The sequence below is a fragment of the Paenibacillus sp. J14 genome (assembly GCF_000518465.1).
Classification (GTDB): domain Bacteria; phylum Bacillota; class Bacilli; order Paenibacillales; family Paenibacillaceae; genus Fontibacillus; species Fontibacillus barengoltzii.
In genome coordinates, this window is sequence record NZ_JADQ01000059.1 from 1 (window position 1) to 15465 (window position 15465).

Sequence of the window (15465 nt, forward strand, 5' to 3'; positions counted from 1 at the left end):
GAGCTGCCCCGGATCTGCTAAAACCGGGCATGGGATGCCGAAGGGAACAGCCAGCGGGTAAGAAGCTCAGACGCGTACCGGAGAAACAGACTTAAGGAGTAGACGATGCTACTGGAGGCAGAAGGATTTCCCCGAATGGACCCTACGTTCCATTGTCCAGAGGCATACCGGAAAGTCCAGTCCCTGATGGAATTTTCAAAGAACAAGCTGGAAATTTGGAGGCTGTTTTCCATCCCCCGGGGGGATGGAAATGAACCTAAAAGAGCTTTTTAAAGATACTATACGAGGAAGGTAAAGCCATGAACTCAGCCGGAAAGAACAAGTCCTCGTCTTCCAGCAAGAAAAACGGCAAAAAAGGCGGATTCCGGCCCAAAACCCCGGAATACACCGTAGCTGCGTTGCTGCTCTCCGGCAAACTTCGCGTGGATTCCGTCCAGTTATACCGTAACGCGACCATGTTCGTCTCCTTGGTTGGCGAGTACAAAACGATCAGCAGCGACGCGAACGCCGATAAACTGCTGAATTTCCTCAATGAAAATGGGGATCTCACCATCAATGACATCATTAATGCGATGAAGAAAAAAGCGAACGACTCCTCTTAAAGCAATGCGTGTGCTACTCCTGTGAGCCTGAGTTGCTCCTAAGCCAGTTTCTTTCAGCGGTGCCAAATGAGGAATGTACGATTTGCACTTAACTATGTTTACGGGGGTTTTCCATATGGGTCAATTTGACGGGGAAGGTTTTGCCGAATGGATTGTGATCATTATTCTGGTCGTTTTATTTTTCTATGGTTCCAACAACATTGAAACGTTAACGGGCGCTCCCGCTTCGGATAACTGACGGAGGCGCCCGCTTCACACATTATGATTTCATTTGAAGACGAACCGTCTTGATTTCATACGGCGTCACGGTCAGCTCAATCGCATCTGCGGAGGACAGCTCACCGGCAGGACGTTCCATCAAGTCGGTTTCCTGCCAAGACATAACGGGCACTCCGACGTGCAACCGGACGCGGCCCCGGCCGCCCTTATATTCATGGAAACGGACGATTACGCTATCGTCGTCTTCCGCTTTTTTCACCGCATCGATCACGACGTCCACGCTGCCGCTTGTTTGAAGCAGGGAGAACGACGACGCAGGCACTGCACCCGGCGTCGCGTATACCGGCTGATTCAGGAGCGCTGCCGCTTGCACGGTACCGCCTTCGGACCAATCCCCCTCATGCGGATACAGCGCATACGTAAATTCATGCTCGCCGCGATCTGCCTGCGGGTCTGGGTACGTTGCCGACTTCAGCAGCGACAGGCGGATTACATGATCCTTAATGTCATGCCCGTACTTGCAATCATTCAGCAGACTAACCCCATAGCCGCGCTCTGACAAATCCACCCATTGATGCCCCACGGTTTCGAAGCGAGCGAAATCCCACGACGTGTTCCAATGCGTTGGACGCTTCACGTTGCCAAACTGAATGTCGTAGGTCGCTTCCGTCGCTCGGATATCCACGGGGAAAGCAACCTTGAGCAGCTGCTGACGTTCCTGCCAATCCACCCAAGTGCGGAAATCGATTCGCCGATTGTCGGCATACAGAATCATCTGCTGGCGAATCGTTGAGCTCATGTACGTCCAAGTGAAATGAACGACAGCCCGCAGCGAACCGGTATCCACCTTGCATTCCTGAAGCTGCTCGACCTCGCGCTGCTTCTCTTGGTAGAATACATCGATGTCCCAAGCCTCAAACATTTTAGGCTTATCCTCAAACACCTGCAGCACATTGCCTCGTTCACCGGATGCCAGCACCTCACGGTCGGCGATGCGGTCGAAGATTGAGATCAGCTGCCCGCGGTCGTTCCACTCGATGCGATAAATCGGCGTTTCGATCCCGTTTGGCCGAACTTTAAACGGTTCACTTGTCACCGCGGCAACGTGATCCGCTTGTACCTCCTTCTTGCGTTGAATCGTGACAAAACCTAGCGGCGGCACGTTCTCCACGCGTACCCACACCGTCGTCCCGTCGAATTCGGATTGCAGCACTTGCCCCTCCGCTTGGATCCACTGTGTTGCCTTGTCTGTGTCTTGATCTTCCAAGGCAACCAGACCGGTAAACGGCCAAGAAGACGGGTTCCACACGGTATATGTATCCCCCGCATCGCTCGTCAAAGCTTGAATGGCCTGTTCCCGGCACGACTCTAGCAGCGATTGGGCTTCGGCATACTCCTCCTTGGAGTCCCGGTATACTTCCGGAATGGACGAGCCCGGAATAATGTCGTGGAATTGATTGCGCAGGATCGTTTTCCAGCTTTCATCCAGCTTGGCTTTCGGATAAGTGTCCCACTTTCCGCCGCCCGCAAGCAACGCCTGCAAGCTAAGCAACCATTCGGTATCCCGGGACAGCAGTTCCAGCTTCCGGTTCATTTTCTTATTGTACGCCTGGCTGGTATAAGTTCCCCGGTGGTACTCCAGGTACAATTCGCCGTCCCACGTATGGACGTAACGGTCCGCCGACTCCACCGTCTCATGCAGCTTCGCAAAATAATCATCCGCTCTTCCGGTCGTCACACGCGGCAGACCCGGCATCTCGTCGAGACGCCGACGCAGCTCCAGGTGTTCGCGGTTTACACCCCCGCCGCCATCGCCGTAACCGTATGAGAGCAGGAGCTCCTTGTTCACCTCTTTATCGCGGTAGGACTCCCAGATGCCTTGCACGCTGGAGGCCTCAATCTGCCCGTTATAGGTGTACCACCAGAAATTGCCGTCCTGGGGCGTGGTGATAAAATGGGTCAACACTTCGCTGCCATCGATGCCGCGCCACCAAAACGTATCATGCGGCATGCGGTTGTATTGATTCCAGCTAATTTTGGTGGTCATAAACGTGTCAATGCCCGACTTGCGCAAAATTTGCGGCAAGGCCCAGCTGTAGCCGAATACGTCTGGCAGCCACAAATAGGTGCATTCTTGACCAAATTCCTCACGTAAAAACCGCGTCCCATATAGCAGCTGCCGCACCAGCGATTCTCCGCTTGTCAAGTTGCAGTCGGCCTCCAGCCACATGCCGCCGGCGGCTTCCCAGCGTCCTTCTTTGACTCGCTCCTTGATCTGTTCATAGAGCTCCGGGTAATCCTGTTTCAGATATTCGTAGAGCTGCGGCTGTGTTTGCAGGAACACGTACTCTGGGAACATCTCCATCAAGCGCAATACGGTACTGAAGCTGCGGGCTGCTTTTTCCCTCGTATGCTTCAGCCGCCATAACCAGGCGACATCAATATGCGTATGCCCGATGCATTGCACCGTCACCGGCGACGTTTTCTTCATTCCTGCCACCGCCTGGGTTAATTGCTCCTCCGCTTCCGTCAGCGAGGCATAAAACGCCTCCGATCCCGGATAGGACCAATCGATCCGCAGGAAAGCGCAGTCCAGCGCCGTCAACAAATCCGTTCGCTCTGGCGCATTTGCCGGCAGGACCTCCACCGTCTGCATGACCGCGCGCGCGGTATAGTACAAACGGTCCACCGTTCCGTCCAGCCACGCAATCTCTGCCCGCTTGATTCGGTGTTCCTGGATTTGCGGCTTCCCGCCGCCTTCCAATCCGGACCATAGGCGGAACTGCAGCTTCACCTTCGTCCCGGAAGCTTCTTCCGGGAAAAACACCTCCTGGTGATTCATATCCACGCCTTGGAACGGTTCACCATTGACATATAAGAGCGATTCAAACCCGGAGTTGTTACCGCCTCCCGTTTTGCCGAAGTCGAACACGCCAACGATTTTACGTCCTTTCCATTCGGCCGGAAGCTCGACGTCCGTCTCCAGCCATAAATAAAGATCGCGGCCTTCCCAGCGTTCTCCTGTCTGCATCGTGGACCATGGCCCCTCTTTGGGCGGTCTGGCGCCGATGCGCCCTTCCTCATCCACTTGCGCGCGAAACGCCTCGACCGGGCGGGCATCGCGGTATCGATAGCCCTCCAGCTCGCGAATCCGTGCGTTTAATTTCTCCTCCGTCCAGAACATCGTATCGGGTACCTCCCCTGAATATGAGTTAGCCTTCCCCCTCATTTTCCGGTTCTGCCTAGGCGAAGTAAATTACTTATCCTCATCAATTTTTGTCCTATTATGATATGATGAAGTCAAATCGAACAAAGGAGCAGCAGCTCATGGATTTGAAAAAATGGCGCAATGAACTGGCGCCCGAATTGAACAATATCTGTGGTGAAATCGCGGTTGGCGATGCTGTAGTGGACTGGGTCGATATCGTGATAGAACAAACTGGCGGTTCCGGCAAATGCCCTCCCCACGCCCATACTTGGTATGAATTCAACTACGTCCTGTCCGGCCGTATGCAAACCCGATTTATTGACCAGGACGTGATGGTGTATGCGGATGAATTTTTTTTAATCCCACCGGGGATGACCCATGCCCACGATTATTCTCGGGAAGATCCGCATGAAGGCATTTGTTTGCGCTGGCGGTTCCGGCCAATGGCAGGTACGTTGGAGGAAGAAACTGCAGGAGAGACGGCGGACAACTGGGCTCAAAATAAAGCGGCAAAACCGGAAAACGACAGCTTCTTCCGGCGGTTGAACCGGTTAAAAGATTGGCCTCCCGGGGCTTACCGAGACGATTACGGCATTCGGTCGCTGCTCATCCAGTTGTTTACCGAGGCGGAGAAGGGGCGGTCGCCCTTTTATCTCCGGTTGCTGCTCGTTCAACTGCTGGAGGTCTTGTCCGGGGTAACCGCTATGCATGAGGCTAGTGTGTTAGCCTCCGAGCCTGCACAAGCCCGGGACGCTTTGCTTCGTAAGGTGGAGGTATACCTGGAGGATTTTCGCGGGGAACGTTTGAATGTAGAGGCATTAGCCGCATCCCTCCATATGAGCTACGGCCATCTATCCCGCGTCTACAAGCAAAAAACCGGCCGAACCCTTATCGAAGAAATGAACCGAATCCGGCTAGCCAAAGCCTGCGAGTTGCTGCAGCAGCCCTCCTTGCTGATTAAAGAAGTCGCCGAGCAAGCTGGTTTCCCTGACATTTACTACTTCAGCAAGGCATTTAAGAAGAAATACGGCGTCAGCCCGCTTGCCTATCGCAAGCAGCAAATCAACCGATCGAGCTAACGCGAGAGAAGTTAGTGAGCCAAATTTTGTCCAAATCAATACTGCGGGAAGCTTGATCACGGTGAAGTAACTGATGGAGAAGAACCGGACTGGCGATGGAGAACAGAGCTGATGGTGGAGAACCGAAGTGGTGGTGGAGAACCAACTAGTAACATGTGTTGTTATATATCCCCCCAGTTGAGCCGAAAGGTGTAAAGTATGTGTTTTATTGAATACGGCACGTCATTTTGTTGTCTGGCGACCGATTCGTAAGACGTTAAGAAGTAACCTGTGATGGTGCTGAGTAACTTGTCCTGGGACGGGGTTGAAGGTTCGGTGAGAGTACTAGAGGGGAAATAACTTACTATAGACATGGGGCAAAGTAACTGATGAGGGTAGTAGAAAGTAACTGGATTTTTATTGCGGTATCAAGGTTTCTGGCAAGAAACTGGACTTGATAACGTGTTTGGGGAATTTAAATTTGTAGTGGAGTTGGAGTAACTTGTCTTGGAACTCGTTAAAGGTGACTAAGTATGGTGGGGAGGTAAATTAGAAAAGCGCCCCCTCTTGGATGCGAATGCAATGTACTTGATTTTTCGCATACATTTTTGCCGCGATGGCCCAAACACCCGAAATGTACTCGAAATTTCATATACATTTCAGACGAATCCGGCAGATTCAGCCCATTGTACTCGAAATTTCATTCACATTTGCCCCTTCTCCCCTCCTAACACCCCAATAAACACGAAATTTCATAAACATTTCAGCCGATACCGGCAACACCTGCGCCCATTATACTCGAAATTTCATATAGATTTCCGCTGATCCCAGCATTACGAGCAAATCGCACTCGATTTTTCGTACTTATTACTCTCGCGCCATCCGCCAGATCACGCAAAAAAGACAAAAAAAGACCGCTTCCTCGGAAGCGGTCCTTGCTCACCTGGAGCAAGAAGTTATTGGATAGGAGTGGAGAGAAACCATACTGTACTTTTATTATATGTATACGTTTTCATTCTGTCAACAACTTTTTTTAGCGCTTACATTTGCGATCACTATAGGCTTTTGGCTAACGGAACGTATGGACCTTATCCCCCCATTTCCCGGCGATTTCCCGATGGAACGGAACCCTAAGTCCTTAATGGCGATCACGACTACGTTATCCCAGCAATTAAGCCAAATAAGTCTCCTCGTTCCCTTATAACTGGAAAAGGCACGCTCCTACACTAATAACGTCCCTACGTTCCGTTAATCCCAGCTAGCAGCCAAGCATTTACAGCCCCAGCTTTGATAAGTAGCTGCCTAGGGAAGCAATAGCCCCTGTAGCTCGGCAGCCCGAAAAGTCATTATCCCTGTGAAGTAACAAACAGGAAAGTCACTGTCTCTTTGAAGTAACAAACAGGAAAGTCAGTATCCCCGTGAATCAACAGACAGGAAAGACACCATCCCTGCGAGGCAGCCCCCAGTAAGGTCATTACCCCGTAGACTAATGCGTTGCAAAGGAATGGCATAAGCCAACCTCCAGAAATGCAAAAGACCCGGCATTGAATTCCAAATTCAACGCCGAGCCGAAACTTTACCATAACAATAGCCAACTTACACATACACAACATAACCCAAGGATTGGAGGTGAGTCTTCGCCCGCTCCATCTCCCCTTCCTGGCGGAAAGAGAGACGCAGCACGCCCGGAACATCCTCGCGGCTTTCGATAATTTGCATGTTGCTCAGGTTAATTTGGCGCAAACCAAGTTCAGTCGCAATTTGCCCAATAATCCCCGGTGTGTCGGGTACGTCGATATAAATATCGAACAACGAGGTGATCGCTCCTTTGCGCCGCTCCGGCAGTTCGCCGCGGAACTGGTTCGCCTTTTGGAACTCCGCCTCGATCCCTTCACCGTTCTGTGCCTCTAATAAAGTGATAAATCCTTCAATCTCGCGGTTCCAGTCCTTCAACAAATGAAGCAACACATCCCGGTTACTAAGCAGGATATCCCGCCAAATCACAGGGTCGCTTGAAGCGATCCGCGTGATGTCACGGAACCCCCCCGCTGCCAACATCCGGTATAACCCATTGCTATCGTTGTAATGACGCACCTGATTTACCAAGGCCACCGCGATAATATGCGGCAGATGGCTGATCGCCCCAACGATTTCATCATGCAGAACAGGGTCCACACGCACAATTTGCGCTTTAGTGTACGCCAGCAGTTGCTCCAGACGTTGATAAGCTTCCTCCGGCACATCAGAAGACGGCGTGAGCACATAATAAGCGTTCTCGAACAAGAGCATCGAAGCCGCCTCCACGCCGGAACGCTCCGAGCCAGCCATCGGATGGCCGCCGATGAAATGCACGCCCGGACGGGCAATTTGGGCCGCGCAAGCGGCAACCGACGCCTTAGTACTGCCAACGTCGGTTATAATACAGCCCGGCTTCAACGGCAGCTCGGTCAGCTTTTGCAGATAATCTTCCAGCAATCCCACCGGCACGCACAAAAAAATAAAGTCGGCATCCGCCGCCGCCTCTTCCATGGACAGAGTCGCGGCGTCAACGACACCGCGCTCCTCAATGCGTTTCAAAGATTCCGGGCGATGGGCGTGTCCAACGACCGTAATTCCCGGCTTGCCTTTGAAGCACAACGCCAGCGAACCGCCGATCAAACCCACGCCAAAAATGGCAATTTTCGTTGTCATCGTATCTCACTCATTTTCTGCGAATAGATTGGGTCAGACCCGAGTCGCCGATTTGCCAAGCACCTGCTCCAAGGCAGTGATAAATTTCGCGTTTTGTTCCGCCGATCCGACGGTCACCCGCACATAGGTAGGATATTTATGGAAACCTCCGCGCACAATAATCCCCAGCTTCAATAGCGACTCAAACATTTCACTTGCCGGACGCTGTACGTCCACCATGATGAAATTACCATGCGCCGGGAAGTACTTCAGGCCCAGTCGATCGAATTCCTTATACAGATAGGAGATCCCTTCGCGGTTCTTCGCACGGCAGTCTGACACGAATTCCTGATCGGCCAATGCCGCTTTGGCCGCCGCTTGCCCAATCCGCGAAGTATTAAACGGCTCACGAACCTGATTGATCAGTTTAATAACCGCCGGTTGCCCCACGCCATAGCCGATCCGCAGCGCTGCAAGACCGTAAATTTTAGAAAAAGTACGTAACACAACGAGATTAGGATACTGGTTCAGCAAAGCAATCCCGTTTGTATACTCCGAATCAGTTACATATTCAGCATACGCTTCATCCAAAACGACCAGCACGTTCCCCGGAACTCGATCCAGAAAAGCAACCAGCTCCGCATGCGGCACGATCGTTCCAGTTGGATTGTTCGGGTTGCAAATCCAAACTACTTTCGTTTTGTCCCCGATGCGTTCAAGCATTCCCTCCAAATCGTGAGTCCCTTCCTTCAGCGGCACCTCGATGCTGACGGCCCCTTCAATGTCGGCGTTGCTCTTATACACGCTGAACGTCTGATCTGCCATTACCGTCTCGTCACCCGGCAGGAAGAAAGCGCGGGCAATCAGCGCGATGATTTCATCCGAACCGCAGCCGAAAATTATTTGCTCCTTCCCAACGCCAAGCTGGCTGGCCAGCGCTTCGGTCAATTCGGCGGCACTGCCATCAGGATACAAGCTTAAATTCGCCAGCTCCTGTTCAATGGCGGCGCGGACACGCGGCGAGTAACCAAACGGATTTTCGTTAGAGGCCAGCTTAATGACGTCCTCAAGTCCGAGCTCTTTCTTCACTTCTTCAATCGGTTTGCCCGGCTGGTAAACCGGCAAATTGACGATCTGGGGTTTCGGCAACATGTATAGGTTCCTCCTCAAAAGACTTTGTGATGGTTTCAATCAAAAAAACTATAATCTCAATTTTGCCACAAAGTCGCGAATTTGCAACAACCCTTGATCCCGAGTCGAAGCCTGGGACAAGAGCGGTAAGTTTTCCTCGATTTTACGCACGATGGCGCTGCCCACGACCGCTCCGTCACAGATCGCAGCAAACCGCTCCACCTGTTCCCGGCTGGAAATACCGAAGCCGACGGCAACGGGCAAGTCCGTTTGTGCTTTAACCGAGGCGATAAACTCGTCGACACTGGCATGGAACGAGCTCCGTTCTCCAGTTACGCCCAGCGAAGAGACGCAGTATACGAATCCGCGGGCACGCTCCAAAATTCGTGCAATCCGGCCGCTGGAGGTGGGCGCGACAAGCGGGATCAGCCTGACGCCGGCGGCATCCGCCAAGTTCAGGACCTCCCCCGCCTCTTCATACGGCAAATCCGGGATGATCAAGCCGCTGATTCCCGCCTTCTGCAGCTCAGCAAACAAGCGCTCCGTCCCCATTTGCAGCACAGGATTGTAATAAGTAAACAAGACAAACGGCATACGAATGCCGCGTTCACGAGCTTTGACGGCCGTCTCGATACAGGAAGCCACCGTGATCCCGTGGACAAGGGCACGTTCCGATGCCCGCTGAATCACCGGGCCATCCGCCAAGGGATCGGAATAAGGTACACCCAGCTCCACCACATCAGCCCCAGCTTCCTCCAGAACGGTCAAAATGTCGATCGTCGTCTCCGGATCCGGATCACCGACGGTTATAAACGGAACCAGCGCAGTTTTTCCCGCCGCTTTCAGCTTCGCAAACGTATCGTCCAGCAATTGACCTGCCTGTTGGCTCATAACGTCTCCCCGCCTTCCGTATACGCCATAATCGACTCCACGTCCTTATCCCCGCGGCCGGACAAGCAAATGACGATAATTTCGTCCCGGCTCATCGCTGGGGCTATTTTCACCACTTGCGCCACTGCATGCGCCGACTCCAGCGCCGGAATAATCCCTTCGGTCCGGCTTAGCAGCTGAAGGGCATCCAGTGCCTCACGGTCCGTGATCGGATAATAATTCGCACGTTCGATATCCTTCAGATACGAATGCTCAGGGCCGATGCCCGGATAATCGAGACCGGCAGAGATCGAGTGAGCCGGGAGAACTTGGCCGTACGCGTCCTGAAGCAAATAGCTCATCGAGCCCTGGAAGACGCCTTTGGTACCTTTGGTCATCGTGGCGGCATGGAACTCCGTGTCAATGCCTTTGCCTGCGGCTTCCACACCAACCAAGCGAACCTCCTGATCCTCGATAAACGGATAAAACATCCCGATCGCATTGCTGCCTCCGCCAACCGCAGCGACGAGCATATCCGGCAGCCGGCCTTCCGCCTCTAAAATCTGCTTCCGCGTTTCATCGCCGATAATCCGCTGGAAGTTCCGCACCATCATCGGGTAAGGATGCGGTCCGGTAGCCGATCCGAGAATATAGAAAGTATCATGCACATTGCTTACCCAATAGCGCAGCGCTTCGTTGCAAGCATCTTTTAGCGTACGTGTGCCGGACGTAACCGGGACCACTTCCGCACCCAACAGCTTCATCCGAAACACGTTCAGCTGCTGCCGTTTCGTATCTTCTTCACCCATGAACACCTTGCATTCCAGACCCAGCAAGGCTGCAACTGTAGCGGTAGCCACTCCGTGTTGGCCGGCGCCGGTTTCGGCGATTACTTTCTGCTTGCCCATCCGCTTCGCCAAAATCCCTTGCCCAATCGCGTTGTTAATTTTATGAGCACCGGTATGGTTCAAATCCTCGCGTTTCAGATAGATCTTCGCTCCGCCCAGGTGCTCCGTCAGGCGCTCTGCATAATAAAGCGGCGTCTCCCGTCCGGAATACTGCTTCAGCAGATAAGCGATCTCCGCTTGAAACTCGGGATCATCTTTATATTTCAAATAGGATTCTTCCAGTTCGATCAAAGCGTTCATCAGCGTTTCTGGCACGTAGCGGCCGCCAAAAGGACCAAATCGCCCATGCTCATCCGGTACCTGCTTCATCATCCCTTCACCCTCTCTACAAATGCGGTTATTTTCGTGATATCCTTCACGCCGTCGGTTTCCACGCCACTTGAGACGTCTACGCCATCCGGCTGCAACGTATCAATCAACGTTCTCACATTGCCGGGATGTAAACCGCCGGCCGCAAAGAACGGGATTCCTCGCTCCTTGGCCCATTGACGAAAAGGCTCTGCTGCCTCCCAATTAAAGGTAACGCCGGAGCCTCCGCCATACTTCGGATCGTACGTGTCGAGCAACAGCCCGTCCAGCATGACGTCATACTCTGCCAAGGCTGCTCCAGCATGGACCGACCCGTCCGTTTTGACCGAAAATGCCTTGAAAATCTTGACGCCATATGCATCCTTCACCTTCCGGCAAAAATCCGGGCTCTCCGTCCCGTGGAGCTGCAGGATGTCCAGCGGTGCCTGCCGCAAAACCTCGTCCAGCTCCTCCAAGGTCGGATTGACGAACACCCCAACGCTCTGCGGAACTGCTCCTGTGCTCCACGTTTGCAGCACAGGAAGCAGCTCCGCTGCATGGCTTCCGCTAATTTGGCGCTTACTTCGGGCAAACACGAATCCAACATAATCTACGGGTAAGTTCACCATAGATTTTAGCACTTCAACGCTTTGAAGTCCACAAATTTTTACGGCTACTTCACCCATGCAACGTCGTCCCTTCAGCATCCATTTCGCGGGAATCCGTTTGAGGTAACGGTCCCATTAAGTCAACTACGGCTTCTCCCACATGTTCTCGACGCATAAACGTTTCTCCGATCAGCACGCCCTGTGCGCCGGTCTGTTGCAGGAATTTGACATCCTGCCGGGTTTGAATCCCGCTCTCGCTGATCAACGTGGCACTGGACGGTACCAACTCCGCCAGCGCGGCCGTCGTCTCCAGAGATACCTCAAACGTCCGCAGATTCCGGTTGTTGATGCCGATCAGCTTCGCCGCCGGCAGCATCAGGACTCGCTCCAGCTCCTCGCGATCATGTACTTCGATCAGTGCATCGAGTCCCAGCGCCGTAGCGATCGACAGGTAGTCGCGAAGCTGGGCATCGCTTAGGATTGCGGCGATCAGCAAGACGGCGTCAGCGCCAAGCAGCCTCGCTTCGTAAATCTGCCGCTCATCAATCACAAAATCCTTGCGCAGCAGCGGCACATTTACCGCCTCGCGAATTGCACTTAAATAGGCGCCACTGCCCTGAAAATACTGCTCATCTGTCAGCACGGAAATGCAATCCGTTCCCGCCGCTTCATAAGCTGCAGCCAGCTGTACCGGATGGAAATCCGGGCGAATCAAGCCTTTGGAAGGGGACGCCTTTTTCACCTCAGCGATTAACCCCATATCCCGCTTCCGTCCGGTTGTAAGTGCGGCGTGGAATCCCCGCGTCGGTTCCATCGCCGCAATGCGGCGCTCTGCATCTGCAAGGGAGAAGGTTTCTGCCAAACGTGCGACTTCTGCTTTTTTCGTCTCTACAATTCGATCAAGATACATAGCTTAACTCCCCCGTTGTCTGAATCAGTTGTTGCAGCTTGGCATAAGCCTGCCCGGAATCAATCGCATTCGCCGCGATCGTTACTCCCTCCCGAATCGTATTCGCCAAACCAGCCACATATACACAAGCGCCTGCATTAGCCAGTACTACGTCACGGTGTGCCCCACGCTCCCCTTGCAGCACGCGCCGAACGATCTCGGCATTCGTCTGGGGATCGCCGCCAATCATCGCTTCCAGCGGGTAGGAGCGAAGACCTAGATCTTCCGGCTGCAGCTCGTAAGTTGTGATCTCTCCGTTTTTCAACTCAGATACCCGTGTTGGCGACGAAATGCTGATTTCATCCAGCCCTTCTTGGCTGCTGACAACCAGTGCCCGTTTGGAACCAAGCTCACGCAGCACTTCTGCTATGGTTGACGTTTTGCTGCCGTCATAAATGCCCAGCACCTGGCGGTCCGCTCCTGCCGGATTCGTTAATGGCCCCAGCATATTGAAGACCGTCCGAATCCCCAACTCTTTGCGAGGGGCTGCCGCGTGCTTCATCGATGGATGATAGAGCTGTGAAAACATAAAGCAGATGCCGATATCATCCAGACAACGTTTCGCTTGACCGGCGTCCAGTTGAATATTCACGCCCAGCGCTTCGAGAACATCGGCACTTCCCGAACGACCGGATGCCGACCGATTGCCGTGTTTAGCCACCCGCACTGACACCGAGGCTGCCACGATCGCCGCCGTCGTGGACACGTTGATTTTGTGGATGCCGGATCCGCCCGTTCCGCAAGTATCCAGCAGTTTTTGCGTTTCCGTATGAATTCGGCTGGAGGCGCCGCGCATCGCCTCGGCGAAGCCGGTGATTTCCTCAACGGTCTCTCCCTTGATCCGCAACGCGGTCAACAAACTTCCGATTTGAGCTGGCGTGGATTCGCCGTTCATGATCGCTTGCATCACACCACGCGCTTCATCCCGCGACAAATGCTGTCCTTCAATCAAGCGGCTAATGCCTGCCTGCACGGTTTGCTGTCCTGTCATCTCGATTCGCTCCTCCCTTTTAGTTCCCTGGGGTATATTCGTAAAGGTAATCCTGATTAATCACGTCATCGTTTCGGATAGCTGGCGGAAACATCTGCTCCGCTGTACGGATCGCCGTCAACAAAGCCTTCGCCTTATTGACCGACTCCTGAAATTCGTTCTCCGGGATGGAATCCCATACGATACCTCCGCCCGCCTGCACATATGCCTTTCCTTGCTTAAACACGATGGTGCGGATCGTTATACAGGAATCCATATTGCCCGAAAATCCGAGGTACCCAATGGCCCCGGCATATGTGCCGCGTGCCTCGCGCTCCAGCTCCGCAATAATCTCCATCGCCCGCAGCTTGGGTGCCCCGGAGACGGTACCGGCGGGCAAACAGGACAGGAAGGCATCGAAGAAGTCCTTATCCTCCCGCAACTTGCCGGACACTTTAGAAACCATGTGCATGACGTGGGAATACCGTTCGATCTCCATCAATGAGTCGCAAGTGACGGTGCCGAACTCGGATACCCGGCCTAAATCGTTGCGTCCAAGGTCGACCAGCATCAAGTGCTCCGCCCGTTCTTTCTCATCCTGAAGCAGTTCAGCCTCTAATGCAAAATCGGCTTCTTCCGTCGCTCCCCGCGGTCTTGTACCGGCAATCGGACGCGTTTCCACTCGACCGTTCTCTACCTTGACCAGAGCCTCCGGCGACGTCCCCACGATGATCTCTTCGTCCAGCTTGAGGTAATACATGTACGGCGACGGATTTAACGTCCGCAGGACACGGTAGACGTGAAGCGGATCAACCTCGGTTTCGATATGGAACCGTTGTGACAACACCACTTGAAAAATATCGCCTGCACGAATATATTCCTTCGCTTTTTCAACGTTCGCGATGAACTGCTCCTTGGTCAGGTTGGATCTGACATCCCCGAGATCCGTCACGGCCGGCATCGGCCGACGGTTAAAGCTTTCACCCGGCCCCTCCTGCTGCAATAGATCGGCCGCCAAATCCAGCTTCAGCTCGGCCTCTGCATAAGCTCGGCGAATATCTTCGTCGCGATCGCCTGGCTTCACATGCACGTTGGCCACCAGCAGGATCCGCTGCTTCACGTGGTCGAACACGATCACTTGGTCGCAGAACATAAACTGCATATCATTCAGGTTTAGGTCATCCACCTGATGCGCCGGCAGCTTCTCATAATACTGCAATAGATCATATCCAAAGAAACCAATTGCTCCCCCCGTAAACGGCGGCATTTCCGGAAGCTTCGGACTACGGTACCCCCGCAGGATCGCCTTCAGCTCATCGACGGGACGGGACGAGCTTAGCTGCTCTACGCCGCCATCCCGTTTAATCGTGATCTCACCCTTCTTTGCGGAAATCATCAAGAACGGGTCGGTGCCGATAAAAGAATATCGCGCCCACTGACTGCCACCTTCCACGCTCTCCAGCAAAAATGCCTGCTCCCGCTGAGCAATACGTCGGAAGATCCGGATGGGGGTCTCCATATCGGCAAGCAGCGTTCGAGCAATCGGGATCAGATTATATTCGTTCGCCAAAGCAATGACCTGTTCTACATGCGGGGTTGCCATGTCTCTCACTTCCTTTTCGAATTGGTTTCAGAGCCAAATAAAAAAACCTCTACCGAAGTAGAGGTTGTAGGATTTGCGGTTTATGGGAAAGCACAGCTCCTAAAGACGCAACTTGCCCGTCATTCTCCCACAATTAAGGAAACGACGAAATACGCACTAAGGAACAGGCTATTCACTCAGCTAAACTCAGCTCATCTCAACTGATCTCTACTCAGCTCTAAAAATGGGTTTACTCTAAACTCTTCTAACTTAGAACTTACTCTCAACTAACTGACTCAACTAACTAGCTCTCATCTAAAATCTAAATTAACTATACCCTAACAGCGGCCCGTTTGGCAACCCAAACCTGCAGCTTGATATTTACTAACCTATAATAGCTTC

Annotated in this window: 12 protein-coding genes; 3 read left to right on the top strand and 9 right to left on the bottom strand. The window is 53.1% G+C overall.

Going from position 1 to position 15465, the window contains the following annotated elements; genetic code table 11:
- Positions 1 to 299: 299 nt before the first annotated feature.
- Positions 300 to 602 (top strand): hypothetical protein, encoded by a 303-nt coding sequence (locus M891_RS0118575; protein WP_016311814.1) that lies wholly within the window; start codon positions 300 to 302, stop codon positions 600 to 602.
- Between the two features lie 115 nt (positions 603 to 717).
- Positions 718 to 840 (top strand): hypothetical protein, encoded by a 123-nt coding sequence (locus M891_RS26040; protein ID WP_016311813.1) that lies wholly within the window; start codon positions 718 to 720, stop codon positions 838 to 840.
- A gap of 21 nt (positions 841 to 861) precedes the next feature.
- Here M891_RS26040 and M891_RS0118585 read toward each other — a convergent pair whose 3' ends face one another.
- Positions 862 to 4005 (bottom strand): alpha-mannosidase, encoded by a 3144-nt coding sequence (locus M891_RS0118585; protein WP_028539867.1) that lies wholly within the window; start codon positions 4003 to 4005, stop codon positions 862 to 864.
- A gap of 143 nt (positions 4006 to 4148) precedes the next feature.
- On the opposite strand from M891_RS0118585, the gene M891_RS0118590 reads away from it, so the two are divergent.
- A complete protein-coding gene (locus M891_RS0118590; RefSeq protein ID WP_016311811.1) occupies positions 4149 to 5108 on the top strand; it encodes an AraC family transcriptional regulator in 960 nt (319 codons plus the stop codon).
- A 1575-nt stretch (positions 5109 to 6683) separates the two neighbouring features.
- Here the strand turns inward: M891_RS0118590 and M891_RS0118595 are convergent.
- From M891_RS0118595 to trpE, 8 genes are read right to left on the bottom strand one after another with little or no spacing between them, the layout of a single operon-like run.
- Complete coding sequence (locus tag M891_RS0118595) at positions 6684 to 7778, bottom strand: prephenate dehydrogenase (RefSeq protein WP_016311809.1); 1095 nt, start codon at positions 7776 to 7778, stop codon at positions 6684 to 6686.
- Positions 7779 to 7811: 33 nt separating this feature from the next.
- Positions 7812 to 8909: a histidinol-phosphate transaminase gene (hisC, locus tag M891_RS0118600; protein WP_028539868.1), complete on the bottom strand. Its 1098-nt coding sequence runs from the start codon at positions 8907 to 8909 to the stop codon at positions 7812 to 7814.
- Positions 8910 to 8957: 48 nt separating this feature from the next.
- Positions 8958 to 9779 carry a tryptophan synthase subunit alpha gene (trpA, locus tag M891_RS0118605; RefSeq protein WP_028539869.1) on the bottom strand — a complete coding sequence of 274 codons (822 nt, stop codon included), beginning with the start codon at positions 9777 to 9779 and terminating at the stop codon, positions 8958 to 8960.
- Positions 9776 to 10975 (bottom strand): tryptophan synthase subunit beta, encoded by a 1200-nt coding sequence (gene trpB, locus M891_RS0118610; protein ID WP_028539870.1) that lies wholly within the window; start codon positions 10973 to 10975, stop codon positions 9776 to 9778. The genes trpA and trpB overlap by 4 nt, the downstream gene beginning before the upstream one ends.
- Complete coding sequence (locus M891_RS0118615) at positions 10975 to 11640, bottom strand: phosphoribosylanthranilate isomerase (RefSeq protein WP_028539871.1); 666 nt, start codon at positions 11638 to 11640, stop codon at positions 10975 to 10977. The genes trpB and M891_RS0118615 overlap by 1 nt, the downstream gene beginning before the upstream one ends.
- Positions 11633 to 12472: an indole-3-glycerol phosphate synthase TrpC gene (gene trpC / locus M891_RS0118620; RefSeq protein ID WP_028539872.1), complete on the bottom strand. Its 840-nt coding sequence runs from the start codon at positions 12470 to 12472 to the stop codon at positions 11633 to 11635. The genes M891_RS0118615 and trpC overlap by 8 nt, the downstream gene beginning before the upstream one ends.
- A complete protein-coding gene (trpD, locus tag M891_RS0118625; protein WP_028539873.1) occupies positions 12462 to 13502 on the bottom strand; it encodes an anthranilate phosphoribosyltransferase in 1041 nt (346 codons plus the stop codon). The genes trpC and trpD overlap by 11 nt, the downstream gene beginning before the upstream one ends.
- Before the next feature lie 19 nt (positions 13503 to 13521).
- Positions 13522 to 15084, bottom strand: coding sequence for an anthranilate synthase component I (gene trpE / locus M891_RS0118630; RefSeq protein WP_028539874.1), 1563 nt, complete (start codon positions 15082 to 15084; stop codon positions 13522 to 13524).
- Positions 15085 to 15465 lie beyond the last annotated feature (381 nt).